Here is a 13,644-nt window from a genome sequence, read left to right as displayed (position 1 = left end):
AATGGACTTTAAAAAATTTTTCGTTTATCCAAAAATTCCAGAAAATTTGCAAAAACTTTTCATTCTTTCCAATAATCTTTGGTTTACTTGGAATTACGATGCTCTTTCACTCTTTTATAAAATTGATGCTGAAACATTTAGAAGATTTAAATATAATGCCAAAAAATTTCTCTATAATCTTCCAAAACTAAAACTTGAAAAGCTTGCAAAGGATGAAAGATTTTTAATGGATTTAGAAGATATCTGGGAATCTTTTGAAGAATATAAAAAATACAAACATCCTTTAATTGAAAGTTTAGATATCACAAAAGATGACATTATAGCTTATTTCAGCACTGAATTTGGTTTCCATCCTGTTTTACCTATATATGCTGGAGGTTTAGGTATATTAGCAGGAGATATTATAATAGGTGCATCAGATCTTGGGCTTCCTCTCATTGGAATAGGTTTAATTTATAAACACGGTTATTTTTTACAAAAAATTGATCCCATAAATAAAACCCAGATTGAAGAGCCAGATAAAGTTGATGTATTTTTAAATTTTTTGCAGGAAGTAAAGGACGAAAAGGGTAATCCCTTAATTATAAATTTAGAAATTCTTGAAGTCCCTATGAAAGTAAAGGTATGGAAGCTTGAGGTAGGAAGAAATGTTTGCTATTTCTTGGATACAGACATTCCTGAAAATCCTTTAGAAGTTAAAAATATTCTAAGATATCTTTATCCAGGAGAACCTGAGACAAGAATAAAGCAGGAAATAATATTGGGATTGGGGGGATATTATGCCTTAAAAGCTATGGGAATAAAACCCAAGCTTTATCACCTTAATGAAGGACATTCCGCTTTTGTAATATTTGCAAGACTTAAAGATTTGATTAAAGAAGAGGGATTAACCTTAGATGAGGCAAAATTACTCATAAAAGAAACCACTATATTTACCACCCATACCCCTGTGATTTCTGGAAATGAACATTTTCCTTATGAACTTGTCAAAAAATATCTTTTTGATCTTTTGGAAGATGTGCTTGATGTAAAAGAAAGAGAAAAACTTTTTGAAGAGGGTTTCATTGGAGAAGACAAAACCATATTTTGGCTTCCTGCTTTAGCTATAAGAAATTCTTCTTATGTAAATGCTGTTTCAAGACTACATCAAAATACTACCAAAAAAATGTGGAATCCCGTTTTTAAAAATCTTATCCCAGAAGAAGTTGGTATTGATTATGTTACTAATGGCGTCCACTGGAGATGGCTGAGTGAACCTTTTTATACTTTACTTAAAAAGTATCTCGGACCCCATTTTATATACATGTCCCCTGATGATATGGAATGGGAAGAAATATTAAAAATTCCAGATGAAGAAATTTGGGAGGCTCATAGAAAAAATAAATATAGATTAATAGCTTATCTTAAAAGAATACTGGAAGAAGAATATTTAAAAATAAGCCAACCAGGAAAAGATAAAAGACTCTTTAAATTTCCTACAGCCCATCACTTAATTATTACATGCGCAAGAAGAATTACAGGTTACAAAAGAAATACCCTAATTCTTTATGATAAGGACAAAATTGCTGAAATACTCAAAAATACAGATACAATTTTACTCTTTGCTGGAAAAGCACATCCTAAAGATGAAGAAGGGAAAAACATGATAAGAGAAATACTTGAATTTAGAGAAAAATATGAACTTTATGATAAGGTTATTTTTCTTGAAAATTACGATATTCATTTGGCAAGATATTTAGTTTGGGGATCAGATGTATGGCTAAATACCCCTCTAAAACCAATGGAAGCCTCAGGAACATCCGGAATTAAAGCTTCTATGAACGGGGTTTTACATTTGAGTGTGCTTGATGGATGGTGGCCTGAAGGTTATACGGGAAATAATGGATGGGCTATTTATCCAAAGGAAGGACTACCTCCTTATAATTCCTTTGAAGCTAACCAAATTTACAACCTTTTAGAAAACGAAATAATACCTTTATTTTACGAAAGAGATGAAGAAGGAATACCCAGAAATTGGGTTAAAATAATGAAACAGGCAATATATACAGCCTGTAAAAATTTTTCCATCACCAGAGCTCTTTTTGAATATACACAAAAATTTTATGTTCCTGCTTTGAATAATTTTAAAGCTCTTACAGAAGATAATTACGCTTTTCTGCATGAATTGATAAAAAAAAGAAATTTAATTTTAGAAAAATGGAATGAAATAAAAATTCTTAATGTATACGATAATATTACCCAAAAAGAACTTTTTGAAGATGACAAGCTTGAAATTACCGTTGAGGTGGATCTTGCTGGTCTTCCACCAAATTTAATAGATGTACAAGTAGTTTTTATAAGTGAAATTTATTGCGTTACCACCCCTGAAGTAGAAGAAGAAGTAAAAAGAGTTTTAAAAATACATTCAATTCCCTTTAAAGAATTCAAAGACAATAAAGCTATCTTTTATAGCGTATATCCTTTACATGGACACGGTTTAAAAGAATATAATGTAAGAATTGTTGGCTTCTATCCCGATCTAATAAAGTGGAAAAATTAAAATCGTGTCTTATATTTTAAATTAAAATTTATGCAGGAGTAAAATCATGGAAATTCTGATATATATCGTATTAGTTTTATCTATCATTTTGATTAGTATATCTATTTTTATATTTATAAAGGTTAACAAAATTATTACTACTTTAAACAAAGATCTTAATCCCTTTTTAGAAAATATTAAAAAATCTTCTGAAAACATAGCTCCTACTTTAAATTCTATCAATACTACCTTTAATAACTTAAATGAACTCATTACTAATTTAAAAATTGTTCCGGGTATAATAAAGGAACTTGGAGAAACTGTAAAAGATTTTGAAAACTATTTAAAAGGTAGAGTAGAAATAATTACAGATGAAATAAAAGATGTATCTAAAGAAACAAAAGAGAGTATTAAAAATGTTAAACTTATTACAGAGAAAATAAAAGAAACAACAAATTCTTTTGATCCGCTTATAAATTCCTTTTCAGAATTTGGAAATACTCTTAAAATACTGGTGGATAATCTCAATGAACAAGTAAGAAGTCTTTATATTGAAGTTAGCTCCTTAATTACTGGTGCCAAAGAGATAAGCAGTAGTCTAAGAAAAATTTTTTCTTTATCCTTTAAAGAGAAAAAATAATCTCAAGTTTATAAGGAGGTGAATTTATGGGTGAGAAAAAAACTGTATTTTTAGCATTTTTGGCAGGTTTTGTAGTGGGAGGCTTAACTGCACTCCTTCTTGCTCCTGCAAGTGGAGAGGAAGTAAGAAGAAAAATCAGAGAAGAGGCTGACAAATCTATTGAAAGATTAAAAAGAGAAGCTGAAGCTTTAAAAGAAAAAGCAGAAGAAATTTCAGCTAAGGCTAAAGAAATCCTACAAACTAAAAAAGAAGAAGTAAAAGAGGCAATTGAAAGAGGAAAAGAGGCAATAAAAGAAAAGAAAGAAGAACTTGCCTCTAAACTTCTTAAAAAAGAAGAAACTTAACTTTTACCACTGAAATTTACTTTTTAAGATTTCAAAGTAATTTCTTTTTAAAGATGGAATTAATTTAAGAGTTTTTTCTGCCTTTTTCATTAAAATAACTTCATCTTTTCTAACATTTAGATTTACTTGACCATCTATTAAAAGATGAATTTCCTCATCTGTTTTATTTACTGAGATCTCAATCAAAGAATCATCAGGGATTACAAGAGGTCTTATATTTATTTTAAAGGCACAAATGGGGGTACAAATAAAAACCTTGGCCTTAGGATGAACTATAGGACCACCTGCAGAAAGATTATAGGCAGTAGAACCTGTGGGAGTAGAAATAATTAAACCATCTCCGTAAATAGTAGTTACTTCGGTTTTGTTTATTTTTAAATTGAGATAAATAATTTTTCCTGCCGGACCCTTCATTATTGCTCCTTCATTTAATGCTACATATTCTTTATTTTCACAAATTACCTTCAAAAGGGTTCTTTCTTCAAAAAAATCAAACCCCTTTTCTAAAGCAAGTATAGTTTGAGGTAATTCTTCTATATAGGTTTCTGTAAGAAAGCCAAATTTACCCATATTAACTCCGAGAATAGGTAAATCGTATTTATAAGCATAAGGGACTGCTTTTAAAAATGTTCCATCTCCTCCAAGAACAAGGATAGCCTTTATCTCTTTCAGCTCTTCTTGAGATAGATTTAACAGTTCTTCTATAGGAATTAATTCCAATCTTTTTTCTTTTTGAAAATCTACCAAAATATCCGGTAATATTGTATTTTTCTTTTTTAAAAACAAAAATTTAAGCATAGTAAAATTTTAAATTTTCCAAATAGATTATCAAGGTTTAAAACATTAATCTTGGTAAATTATCTGGTCTTTTGACTCCTTTGCTTTGAGAAGCCTTTTATCTGCCTTGTCAATTAATTCACTTCTCGTTTTTCCATCTAAGGGATAAGAAGAAATCCCAACACTTATGGTAATTTCTCTGTCTCTAAACTTCTCCTTTATAACATTTCTTAATCTTTCTGCTATCTTTACAGCCTCATTGAGAGAGGTATTAACCATGATAATAGCAAATTCGTCTCCTCCATAACGAAAAACAAAATCCGTTTTTCTCAGTGTCTCTTTCATAGTTTTTGCTATTTCCCTTAAACAGTTATCCCCTTCCAGATGCCCATAAAAATCGTTATACTTTTTAAAGTTATCAAGATCACATAAACACAAGGAAAATTCCCCTCCATACCTTTCTCTGTGTTTCAACTCCTCATCAAGCTTTTCATCAAAATATCTTCTGTTGTAGACCTCGGTTAAGTGGTTATAAAAAGGAGAATAAAGATAAGAAATTGCTATAATACTTGAAATTTGTGATACCAGACTTTCTACAACCATTTTTTCCCACTCTCCGTAAGCATTTGGCTTTGTTGAAGAAAGATTAAGTGTCCCAAAAACCTTTCCCTTATAAATAAGGGGAACATGAAGGGTTGATCTTATTCCCTGTTTGACTTTCTTTTCTTCTAAAGGAAATTCTTTCTCTCTTGTTAGATCTTTTCTTATAAGAGTTTTTTTGTTTTTTACTACCCAGGATGATGCAGTATACTCTAAGGGAAGTCTTTCCCCTTCAAATCTGCCAGTTTTTATTACTTCTGAAACAGCTGCATATCTTATATTTTCTCCTTCTACAATCCCTATACTGAGTCTTTCAAATGGAATAAACTTTTTTAGCTCTTCAGAAAATTTTTTAAAAACTGAAGATATATCAAGCTCAGAAAGGACAATTCTTGAAAGGTAATTAACGGTTTTTAATAGTTCTAATTCTCTTTTTCTCTCCTCAAGAAGAATAAAGGTTTTTAAAGGCGCTGAAATTTGAGAGGCAAGAAGCTTTAAAAATTCAAGATCATCATCTTTATAAGCATAAGGAATGTTTGAACAAAGAACCCATACTGCAAAAAGCTTTCCTTCAAAAAGAAGGGGTAAATAAACAACAGATCTTAAACCTCTTTCATAAAAGCTCTCACTTATCTTAAAGGTTTTACTTTTTTGAAGATCTTTTTCGTAAAAATGAGATTTCGTTTTTATAATTTCGTTAACTGGTGTTTCAGTTAAAGGATTGGTTCATCTCTTCCATATATGTAAACTTTATCTTCTTTTATTATCCATATATCTGTTAAGCTTACAGGAATTCTCTGAGAAAGGATTTCTGTCAGTCTGGTTTCTATTTCTGAAAAGTTTCTGGCTGTAATAATTGTTCCGTTTAACTCATAAATTAATTTTAAAATATCTTCCATTTGTAAAGTTCTAATTTAAAAAACATTTTTTAAAAATTATAATAAATATGTAACTTTATGTCAATTTCCAAGATTAAAACGATAAAATTTTATGAAAAATATGGAACCTCTGCTAACAGTATCTCTTTTTGGACTTATACAAACTCTTGACATACAAAGAATTTGTTTTATTATTTTAAATAGATTTGAAAATGAAAATATTTTTCAATTCTAAAATTTAAAAAGGGGGTGATGCAAAATGCCTTGGTTTGGACCAGGTTTTGGTTGGGGTAGAGGATGGGGATGGAGATGGTGTTGGCTTTTTGGAGGACTTGGTAGAGGTTGGGGATGGAGATGGTGGTGGAGAGTTAATTATCCCTATTATTGGGAAATATCTCCTGAAGCAGAAAAATCTATGTTAGAAACTGAAGCAGCTTTTTTGAAAGGGAGACTTCAGGCAATTGAAAAAAGACTTTCTCAGTTAGAAAAGGCTCAGGCTTAAAACTACGGCTTAAAAAATAAAAAAATAGGAGGTGAAAGCTATGCCTTGGGGAGACAGAACAGGTCCCTTAGGAATGGGACCAAGAACAGGTAGAGGATTGGGATATTGTAGCGGATTTGACAGCCCGGGGTTTACCAAAGGTCCTGGTTGGGGTAGAGGAAGAGGCTGGGGATGGAGATTTTGGGGAAGATATTTTGGCTGGGGTTGGAGATGGCTTTTCGGTTCCCAAGAAAAACCTGTAGATGAAAAAGAAATTCTTAGAGAAGAGGCAGAATCTCTAAGAAGAAGGCTTGCTGAAATTGAAAGAAGACTTGCTGAATTAGAGAATAAATAAAGTGCCGAGGACGGAGTTTGTAAAAAGCACTAAAAATTTTAAAAAAGAAGTTCTTAATGCTTAATTCTGATAACTATGAAAAGGGCAGAGGAAGGGGACAAGGTGGTGGTAAGGGAAAAGGTTGTGGAAAAGGACAGGGTAAAGGGAGAGGCAGAGGAAAAGGTAAGGGTGGTTGTGGTGGCAGAGGCGGAAGAAGAGGATAAAAATAAAATTTTTTAAAAGGAGGAGATTTTATGCGTTTAGCCATAGCTGTAGATAACGGGTTTGTCTCTGAACACTTTAGAAGGTGCCCTCAATTTCTAATAGTTGATTTAGATGAAAATAAAAATATTGTTAAGCAGGAATTAGTTGAAAATCCAGGGGCTCATGCTCATCAACCTGGGCTTGTACCCAATTTTTTAAGTACTCTTGGAGTTAATTGTATTATTGCAGGAGGAATGGGTCCAAGAGCTGTTGCTATGTTTGAAAGTATGGGAATTCAAGTTATCTTAGGAGTAAGTGGAAGAATTCAGGATGTGTTAAACGCTTTTATAGCAGGAACTCTTAAGGGTGGAGAAAATTTGTGCGAACATCCTCAGGAAGGTACCTGTGGACATCATTAAAAACTTTTAGTAATAGAAGGAGGTGAAAAATGTTAGTTTGTATTACTGCTCAGGGAGATAGTCTTGATTCTGAAGTTGATCCAAGATTTGGAAGATGTAATTATTTTATCTTTTACGATACAGAAACCAAAAAATATGAGGTAGTGCCAAATAGATGGAAGGAAGCTATGGGAGGTGCAGGAACTCAGGCTGCACAGTTTGTTTTGGAAAAAGGAGCAAAAAAAGTGATCACCGGAAATATAGGACCTCGTGCTGAGGCTATTTTTAAACTGGCCAATATTGAAGTTGTTCAGGCTTCTGGTAAAGTAAGTGAGGTTATAAATAAATATCTATGAAAATTACGGTTCTTATTGAGAACTCAGTTGGAGTTTTAATCCCCACAGGGCTTTGTGGAGAGCATGGGCTTAGTTTCTGGATTGAGCACAATGGTCATAAAATTCTATTTGATACTGGTCAAACAGGAAAAGTAGTAGAAAATACCCTGCGCTTAGGTATAAACTTAAAAGAAGCAGATGTCATTGTTTTAAGTCACGGACATTATGATCACACAGGTGGATTAAAGGCAGTTCTTGAATTTATAGGAAAACCCATTGATGTTTATGCCCATCCGGGTATTTTTGATCTCCACTGTGTTTCCTCTCCAGTAAATCGCTATGTAGGAATACCTTTTCGCAAAGAGGAGCTTGAAGGTCTGGGAGCTAACTTTAAGTGGATAAAAGAGCCCACTGAAATTTTCCCCAATATTTGGGTTAGTGGTGAAGTTCCAAGAAAAACAACTTTTGAAAAAGTTGATGAAAGAATGTATTTATTAACTGATAAAGGTAAAATCCCTGATCCCATTCTTGATGACACGAGTCTATTTATAAAAACCGAAAAAGGACTTGTGATAATTCTCGGATGTGCTCATTCTGGGGTAGTAAATATAGTTGAGCACGCAAAAGAGGTTACTGGAGAAGAAAAAATTTATGCTATTATTGGAGGAACCCACCTTGCACCTGCAGCAGGATTGCAACTTGAAGAAACTCTTATTTATCTTGCAAAGCTAAATCTTGGACTTATTGCCACTAATCATTGCACAGGCTTAAAAGTAGCCTCAAGGTTTAGAGAAATTTTTGGTCCTCGTTTTAAGTTTGGAACAACTGGAGAAACAATAACTATCTAAGGGGTCTTCATTGATTCTAACAGTTGCAAGTGGAAAAGGAGGAACCGGCAAAACTACTGTTGCTGTAAACCTTGCTCTAAGTTTAGAAAAAGTTCAACTTATTGACTGCGATGTAGAAGAACCAAATGTTCATCTTTTTCTAAATCCAGAGATAGAAAATATTTATCCCGTAAAAACCGTAATCCCAGAAATTGATAAAGCTCGGTGCACATATTGTGGAGAATGTAGCAAAATCTGTGCTTATAATGCCTTATCAGTCCTTAAATTCAACAATACCGGAGAAGTTCTCTTTTTTCCACACTTATGTCATGGGTGCGAAGGTTGTATTTTACTTTGTCCAGAAAAAGCTATTAAAAAAGGAGAAAGAGAAATAGGAATTGTAAGAATTGGAAAGATAAATGGTATTCGTTTTGTAGAAGGAAGGCTTAACATCTCTGAAGTTTTAGCACCTAAGGTAATTGAATCCGCTAAATCTTTTATGGAAAACTCTTCTCCAGTTATTATTGATGCTCCACCTGGAACATCTTGTTCTGTTGTTGCTTCTTTAAAAGGCTCTCATTTTTGCATTTTAGTTACAGAACCTACTCCTTTTGGTCTTCACGACCTTGAAATTGCTTACGAAGTTACCAAAGTTATGAATATCCCCTCTGGTGTAGTTATAAATAAATCTGAAAATGACGAGTTGATTGAAAATTTTTGCCAAAAACACAAAATACCTGTTTTGATGAAAATACCTTTTGACAAAAAAATAGCTGAGCTTTATTCTCAGGGAATACCACTCGTAAAAGGTCTTCCAGAGTATAAAGAAAAATTTTTAGAACTTTTTGAAAAAATAAAAGGATATATAAAATGAAACAAGTTTTGGTAATCAGTGGAAAGGGGGGAACTGGGAAGACGGTAATTTCAGGATGCTTAGCAGTTTATCTTAGAAGTAAAGTAATAGTAGATGCTGATGTTGATGCAGCAAACTTACATCTTCTCCTTCATCCTGAAATAAAAGAAACATACGATTTTGTAGGAGGAAAAATTGCTAAAATTGATAGAGAACGATGTAATGAGTGCGGAGTATGTAGAGAAATTTGCAAGTTTTCTGCTATTTCAGAAGATTTGGTAATTGACCCTTTATCTTGTGAAGGCTGTACTATTTGCACTTATTTTTGTCCAGAATCTGCCATAATTTTAGAGGATAGAATTTCTGGAAAGTATTTTATTTCTGATACAAAGTATGGACCATTTGTTCATGCAAGGCTTGGAATTGCTCAGGAAAATTCTGGAAAATTGGTAGCAAAACTAAGAGAGATAGCCAAAGAGATAGCAAAAAGAGAGAAAAAGGAGTTTATTATAATTGACGGTCCACCTGGAGTTGGATGCCCTGTTATGGCAAGTATGACAGGAGTTGATTTAGTAATTGCAGTAACTGAGCCTACTCTTTCAGGAATTCACGATCTTGAAAGAATTTTAGAACTTGCCAATCACTTTAAAATTCCCGTTAAAGTTATCATAAACAAATTTGACCTTAATACTGAGATGAGCTCAAAAATGGAATTTATTTTAAAAGAAAGGGGTACAAAAGTTATTGGAAAGATTCCTTTTTCAGAGGAAATTATAAATTCTGTCAAAATTGGATTGCCCTTTTTAGAGTATGTTAAAATATTTAATAAAGGTCTTGAAGTTGCTGAAGGGATAGAGAAAATTTTTGATAATGCCTTACATTCAGCCTTTTGATCCCTGGAGGTCAAAACTTTGCACCTGTCCACCAAAATACAGTCTAAATCCCTATACAGGCTGTGGGCACAGGTGTCTTTACTGTTATGCCACAAGCTTTATAAAAAACTTTTATTCTCCAAGACCTAAAAAGAATTTTTTAAAAACTGTAGAACGGGAACTCAAAACAGTCCCGGAAGGAACTCTCATTTCTCTTTCTAACTCATCTGATCCTTATCAACCCTTAGAAAGGGTTTATAAGTATACCAGAAAGTTCTTAGAGCTTCTCACAAAAAAGCCTTACAGAGTTTTAATTATCACAAAGTCTGATCTCATTTTAAGGGATTTAGAGCTTTTTAAAAACCTTCAATGCGTGGTTAGCATTACCATTACCTCAAAAACTTTCTCTCCAAAACTTGAACCAGATGCTCCAAGCTACGATAAGCGTTTAAATGCTTTAAAAATCTTATCCCACGAAGGAATTCCTGCTTCTGTAAGACTTGATCCAATTATCCCCGGGATAAACGATAGAGAAATTTTAGAAATTTTTGATGAAGTAGCTCCCTTTGTGAAACATGTCACTGCAAGCACCTATAAAGCTAAGCCAGATTCTTTAAAAAGACTGATAAATGCCTTTTCTGAAAAAAGAACTCTATGGGAAAGGCTTTATTTAAAAGAAGGTAAAAAACAAGGAAACAGCATTTATCTTAAAGATGAAATGAGATATAAACTAATTTATCCCCTTTACGAAAAGGCTAAAAAATACGGTCTTTCTTTTGCAACTTGCAGAGAGGCTTTAAAAGATTTTGAAAATCCCGGGAGATGTGATGGAAGTTTTTTAATCTGACTTATAAGCAGTATAAAGAGCAACTATTCCCATAGTGAGAAACTTATATTCTGCTTTAGTAAATCCGGTTTCTAAAAGGTGTTTTTTTATGATCTCTGGATGAGGAAACTTTTTGATGGAATCTGCAAGATAAAGATAGGCAGACCTATCTTTTGTTAAAATACCCCCAAGAAGAGGCATGTAGTGGTCAAGGTATAACTTGTATAGCCTTTGAAAAATTTTATTCCCAGGCCAGGAAAATTCTAAAATCACAAGTTTACCTTTAGGTTTTAAAACTCTATAAAATTCCTTTAAAGCCTTTTCCATATTAGGTAAATTTCTCAAACCAAAGGCAATACTTATTCCTCCAAAAGAATTATCTTTAAAAGGTAAAACCTCTGCATCTGCACAGATAGGATAAATAAGACTATTTGAAATCCTTTTTTTTCCGTAATAAAGCATGGAAAAGCTAAAATCAAGTGCAAATATTGGCTGGCGATTCTTCTGGTAAATCTCTAAGGTTAAGGTATATGGTCCACAGCAGAGGTCAAGTATGGGTGGTTCTGAAGATTTTAAGCTTTCTGCAACTCTTTTTCTCCAAAGCTTATCCTGCCCAAAACTACCTATTAAATTTACAAGATCATATCTTTTAACGATTTTTTCAAACTTTTCTTTTATAAATTTTTTATCTTTCATAAAGCCTCAAAAAAATTTAACTCTACATTTTTCTCTATTAAGCCTTTTTTAAATAAATGTTCGCAGAAGGTTAAAAAGGCTCTTTGTTTTAAACCTGAAAAATCATATTCTAAATGGGTTAAATAATTGAAGACGAATTCTTTTGGAAGATTTAAATAGCTTTTCTCAACGATTTCTTTTAAATTGGAAAAAGCCCGAGCTCTTGCATAATAAATTTCTTTGCAAAATTCCTTAAGTTCTTCTTTGTACTTATGGGCAATATCTTTTTTAACAATAAATAGGGCAAAAATGAAGGGAAGATGAGTAAATTTTAGCCAAAGTTCGGCAAGATCCGTAATAATTGCGTTTTTTTTGTTTGTATTGTTAAACTGAAGCACTAAAGCCTCATCTCCTATGGCTAAGTATCCAGAAAGTTCCTTTTTTTCTTCCTCAGTTAAATCTTTCCAGTTTTTAAAAAGTTCTACATACTTTGGTTTTATTCCGATAAAATCTTCTAAAAGTATTCTTAGCAGATTATAGGAACTTTCTGTTTCTGGAGTAATTCCTATTTTTTTTCCATCAAGCCTTTCAAGGGGTTCTCTGTGATAAAGAATTACACTTTTTACTTCTCCAACAGCGCTGATAGAGATATCAGGAAGTATCAAATAATCGTTAAAATTTTTTGCGTAAAACACGCTTGAGCTTAAACTTCCGTGAATCTCTCCTTTAGCTAAACTTTGATTAAGCTTTTTAGGAACTTCAAGGATAATTTTAAAAAAAGGATTATTTGAAGGAAGATAAAAGAGTAACGGCAAAGTATTAATATACAAAGGACTTCCCATTTTTAGTTTAAACATAAAACCTAAATTTTACCTCCTTTTCAGAATTTATTAGACTTCTAAGCATTTCTTCAGGTTTTTCACTTAAGTAATCTCTTACCTCCACAATTAGTATGTGAGGAGAATAACCTGGGAAAATTGCTCCCATTTTATCAAAGCCTAAAGCCTTTGCACCATTAAAAGTTGCCATTTTTAAGATTTCCTCAGGAGAAATATCAGGATAGTAAGTATAAACAGTTTTCATTTCTTCCCAGATAGAAAGTTTATCATTGCTTGCAAAACTATCTGTTCCAAGGCAAATATCAAGCCCTGCTGAAAGGAGTTCTTTTATCTTGGGAATACCAACTCCTATAAATAAATTACTTCTCAAACAAATGCATATCTTGGTTTTTGCTCTTTTAAGTATTTTTAGATCCTCTTCATCTATGTGAATCACATGAACAAGAAGTGTTTCTTCATCGAGAAGTTTTAAACTATCAAGATACTTTATAGGACTTAATCCGGGAGGGATAAAATTTTCATCCCACTGTCCTCTCTCTTTAAGAAGTTCCTTTATGGAACCTTCTCCTTTTTCTAAAAATTCTTTTTCTTCTAAGGATTCTGCACAATGAAGGCAAAAGATTCTTTTTCTTTTTTTGTTATAGGACTTAATAGCCTGTAGTAAAAGGGGAGAAACACTATAAGGTGCATGAGCTGAATAGGTAATTTTAAAATTTGAAGAAGGAGCTTTAAGTTGGATCTCTTTTAAATTGTATCCTCCTTTAAAACTAATTACTTCCTGAAAAAAATATCCATAAAAAGGGGATTTGCAAAGCAAATCAAGGGTTATAGCTGTATTTCCCACATCTCCAATTATTCCTATTCCATCTCTCCATAGATGATAAAGAACCATTCTGGCAGATTCTCTAATGTCAATTAAACTTAGTTCCTGCCTTAATTTTATAACATTTCTAACCCAGGAAACAAAATCTCCCAAGGCAGGAGATAGTTTAAATCTTAAAGCTGAAAGTTCTAAATGAGTGTGAGCATTTACTAAAGCTGGAAGAACTACTGTTTCTTCAAAATCAATAAACTTTGCCAAAACTGCCTCTTTTGAAACATCCTTAAATCTTCCTACATTTACTATTTTTTGGTTTTTAATTTCTACTCCTCCGTCTAAAATTGGCTGAGAAATTACGGGTAAAACCCACTTTGCCCTGATAAGATAATGATGATAAGGTTGAAGTTTTAATTCTCCCATAAA

Annotated in this window: 17 protein-coding genes and 1 pseudogene; 11 read left to right on the top strand and 7 right to left on the bottom strand. The window is 32.6% G+C overall.

Translation table 11 applies throughout. From position 1 onward, the window contains the following. The first annotated feature begins 1 nt into the window (after position 1). The 3 genes from glgP to ACLGLP_RS02905 are packed head-to-tail and all read left to right on the top strand — an operon-like array spanning position 2 to position 3,502. A complete protein-coding gene (glgP, locus tag ACLGLP_RS02915) occupies positions 2-2,539 on the top strand; it encodes an alpha-glucan family phosphorylase (protein ID WP_492113440.1) in 2,538 nt (845 codons plus the stop codon). Positions 2,540-2,585: 46 nt separating this feature from the next. After that, positions 2,586-3,158, top strand: coding sequence for a hypothetical protein (locus ACLGLP_RS02910; RefSeq protein WP_492113439.1), 573 nt, complete (start codon positions 2,586-2,588; stop codon positions 3,156-3,158). 26 nt (positions 3,159-3,184) lie between these two features. Next, positions 3,185-3,502 (top strand): YtxH domain-containing protein, encoded by a 318-nt coding sequence (locus tag ACLGLP_RS02905; protein ID WP_492113438.1) that lies wholly within the window; start codon positions 3,185-3,187, stop codon positions 3,500-3,502. 3 nt (positions 3,503-3,505) lie between these two features. Here ACLGLP_RS02905 and ACLGLP_RS02900 read toward each other — a convergent pair whose 3' ends face one another. The 4 genes and pseudogenes from ACLGLP_RS02900 to ACLGLP_RS02885 form a co-directional block, all read right to left on the bottom strand. Continuing rightward, on the bottom strand, positions 3,506-4,300 hold the full coding sequence (locus ACLGLP_RS02900) for an NAD(+)/NADH kinase (protein ID WP_492113437.1): 795 nt from the start codon (positions 4,298-4,300) through the stop codon (positions 3,506-3,508). Between the two features lie 45 nt (positions 4,301-4,345). Next, a complete protein-coding gene (locus tag ACLGLP_RS02895) occupies positions 4,346-4,882 on the bottom strand; it encodes a GGDEF domain-containing protein (RefSeq protein WP_492113436.1) in 537 nt (178 codons plus the stop codon). Between the two features lie 18 nt (positions 4,883-4,900). Continuing rightward, positions 4,901-5,569: pseudogene (locus ACLGLP_RS02890) on the bottom strand (GAF domain-containing protein); the annotation flags it as partial. 23 nt (positions 5,570-5,592) lie between these two features. Continuing rightward, complete coding sequence (locus tag ACLGLP_RS02885; RefSeq protein WP_492113435.1) at positions 5,593-5,778, bottom strand: hypothetical protein; 186 nt, start codon at positions 5,776-5,778, stop codon at positions 5,593-5,595. Positions 5,779-6,016: 238 nt separating this feature from the next. Here ACLGLP_RS02885 and ACLGLP_RS02880 point away from each other — a divergent pair, with 238 nt between their 5' ends. From ACLGLP_RS02880 to ACLGLP_RS02845, 8 genes are all read left to right on the top strand, one after another. Beyond that, positions 6,017-6,259 (top strand): DUF5320 domain-containing protein, encoded by a 243-nt coding sequence (locus ACLGLP_RS02880; protein ID WP_492113434.1) that lies wholly within the window; start codon positions 6,017-6,019, stop codon positions 6,257-6,259. A 40-nt stretch (positions 6,260-6,299) separates the two neighbouring features. Then, on the top strand, positions 6,300-6,593 hold the full coding sequence (locus ACLGLP_RS02875) for a DUF5320 domain-containing protein (RefSeq protein WP_492113433.1): 294 nt from the start codon (positions 6,300-6,302) through the stop codon (positions 6,591-6,593). A gap of 233 nt (positions 6,594-6,826) precedes the next feature. Then, positions 6,827-7,195 carry a NifB/NifX family molybdenum-iron cluster-binding protein gene (locus ACLGLP_RS02870; RefSeq protein ID WP_492113432.1) on the top strand — a complete coding sequence of 123 codons (369 nt, stop codon included), beginning with the start codon at positions 6,827-6,829 and terminating at the stop codon, positions 7,193-7,195. Between the two features lie 29 nt (positions 7,196-7,224). After that, positions 7,225-7,530, top strand: coding sequence for a NifB/NifX family molybdenum-iron cluster-binding protein (locus ACLGLP_RS02865; RefSeq protein WP_492113431.1), 306 nt, complete (start codon positions 7,225-7,227; stop codon positions 7,528-7,530). Further along, entirely contained in the window at positions 7,527-8,357 is an 831-nt protein-coding gene (locus ACLGLP_RS02860) for an MBL fold metallo-hydrolase (protein WP_492113430.1), read from the top strand. The genes ACLGLP_RS02865 and ACLGLP_RS02860 overlap by 4 nt, the downstream gene beginning before the upstream one ends. 10 nt (positions 8,358-8,367) lie before the next feature. Beyond that, positions 8,368-9,210, top strand: a complete 843-nt coding sequence (locus ACLGLP_RS02855) for an ATP-binding protein (protein ID WP_492113429.1) — start codon at positions 8,368-8,370, stop codon at positions 9,208-9,210. Next, complete coding sequence (locus tag ACLGLP_RS02850) at positions 9,207-10,082, top strand: ATP-binding protein (RefSeq protein ID WP_492113428.1); 876 nt, start codon at positions 9,207-9,209, stop codon at positions 10,080-10,082. Before ACLGLP_RS02855 ends, ACLGLP_RS02850 begins: the two co-directional genes overlap by 4 nt. Then, on the top strand, positions 10,060-10,908 hold the full coding sequence (locus ACLGLP_RS02845) for an SPL family radical SAM protein (protein WP_492113427.1): 849 nt from the start codon (positions 10,060-10,062) through the stop codon (positions 10,906-10,908). The genes ACLGLP_RS02850 and ACLGLP_RS02845 overlap by 23 nt, the downstream gene beginning before the upstream one ends. On the opposite strand, the gene ACLGLP_RS02840 is transcribed toward ACLGLP_RS02845, so the two are convergent. Genes ACLGLP_RS02840 through ACLGLP_RS02830 form a run of 3 tightly spaced genes read right to left on the bottom strand, consistent with a single transcriptional unit; the run spans position 10,900 to position 13,641 of the window. Then, positions 10,900-11,583, bottom strand: coding sequence for a ubiquinone/menaquinone biosynthesis methyltransferase (locus ACLGLP_RS02840; RefSeq protein WP_492113426.1), 684 nt, complete (start codon positions 11,581-11,583; stop codon positions 10,900-10,902). The genes ACLGLP_RS02845 and ACLGLP_RS02840 overlap by 9 nt on opposite strands. Then, a complete protein-coding gene (locus tag ACLGLP_RS02835) occupies positions 11,580-12,419 on the bottom strand; it encodes a menaquinone biosynthetic enzyme MqnA/MqnD family protein (protein WP_492113425.1) in 840 nt (279 codons plus the stop codon). The genes ACLGLP_RS02840 and ACLGLP_RS02835 overlap by 4 nt, the downstream gene beginning before the upstream one ends. After that, entirely contained in the window at positions 12,412-13,641 is a 1,230-nt protein-coding gene (locus tag ACLGLP_RS02830; RefSeq protein ID WP_492113424.1) for an amidohydrolase family protein, read from the bottom strand. Before ACLGLP_RS02830 ends, ACLGLP_RS02835 begins: the two co-directional genes overlap by 8 nt. Positions 13,642-13,644: the final 3 nt, after the last annotated feature.

Source organism: Caldimicrobium sp. SLHALR3, assembly GCF_058692735.1.
The sequence above is the reverse complement of the archived record's forward strand: the minus strand, read 5'-3'. Positions and strand labels throughout refer to the sequence as shown.